The 760-nt window shown below is 59.5% G+C and carries 1 pseudogene; it reads left to right on the top strand.

The window, feature by feature from the left end:
* Positions 1–77: 77 nt before the first annotated feature.
* A pseudogene (locus I6F38_RS43285) lies at positions 78–760 on the top strand (IS3-like element ISRj2 family transposase); the annotation flags it as partial.

Raw genomic sequence — 760 nt, 5'->3', positions numbered from 1 at the left:
CGCAAATTCGGACAGTAGCTTGAGTGGATTTTCTGCCTGACAGCGGCGAGGATTCTTGCTGCGAATCAGGAGCGAAGATGACGAAGAAGAGCCGCCGGACGCATTCTCCGGCATTCAAGGCGAAGGTTGCTTTGGCTGCGGTCAAAGGAGACAAGACACTGGCGGAGCTGGCGCAACTGTTTGATGTTCATCCGAACCAGATCACGATCTGGAAAAACCAGCTCCTGGAAGGCGCCGCCGGCGTGTTTGGGCATGACAAGACATCGGCCGAGACGCCGGTCGATTTGAAGGCGTTACATGCCAAGATCGGCGAGCTGGCGTTGGAAAACGATTTTTTGTCCGGCGCGCTCACCAAGGCGGGCCTGCTGAGCGCAAAGCGATGATCGACCGCGGTCATGATCTTTCTATCGTGCGCCAGGCGAAGGTCCTGAAGCTGGCTCGCAGCACGGTCTACTATGAACCTCGGCCAGTTTCGGCCGAGGACCTTGCCTTGATGCGTCGGCTCGATGAGCTGCATCTCGATTATCCCTTCGCGGGAGCGCGTATGCTGCGATCGTTGCTGCGGCGGGAGGGGGTATACGCCGGTCGCCGCCACATCGCGACGCTGATGAAGCGCATGGGGATCGAGGCGGTCTATCGTCGCCCGAACACGAGCAAGCCGGCTCCGGGTCACAAGATCTACCCGTACCTGTTGCGCGGATTGAAGATCGAGCGGCCCGACCATGCGTGGGCAATGGACATCACCTACATTCCGATGCGG

It is taken from the genome of Bradyrhizobium sp. BRP56 (assembly GCF_020194035.1).
GTDB lineage: Bacteria > Pseudomonadota > Alphaproteobacteria > Rhizobiales > Xanthobacteraceae > Bradyrhizobium > Bradyrhizobium australafricanum.
Note: the sequence above shows the minus strand (reverse complement) of the source record. Positions and strands in the feature narration are given on the sequence as shown.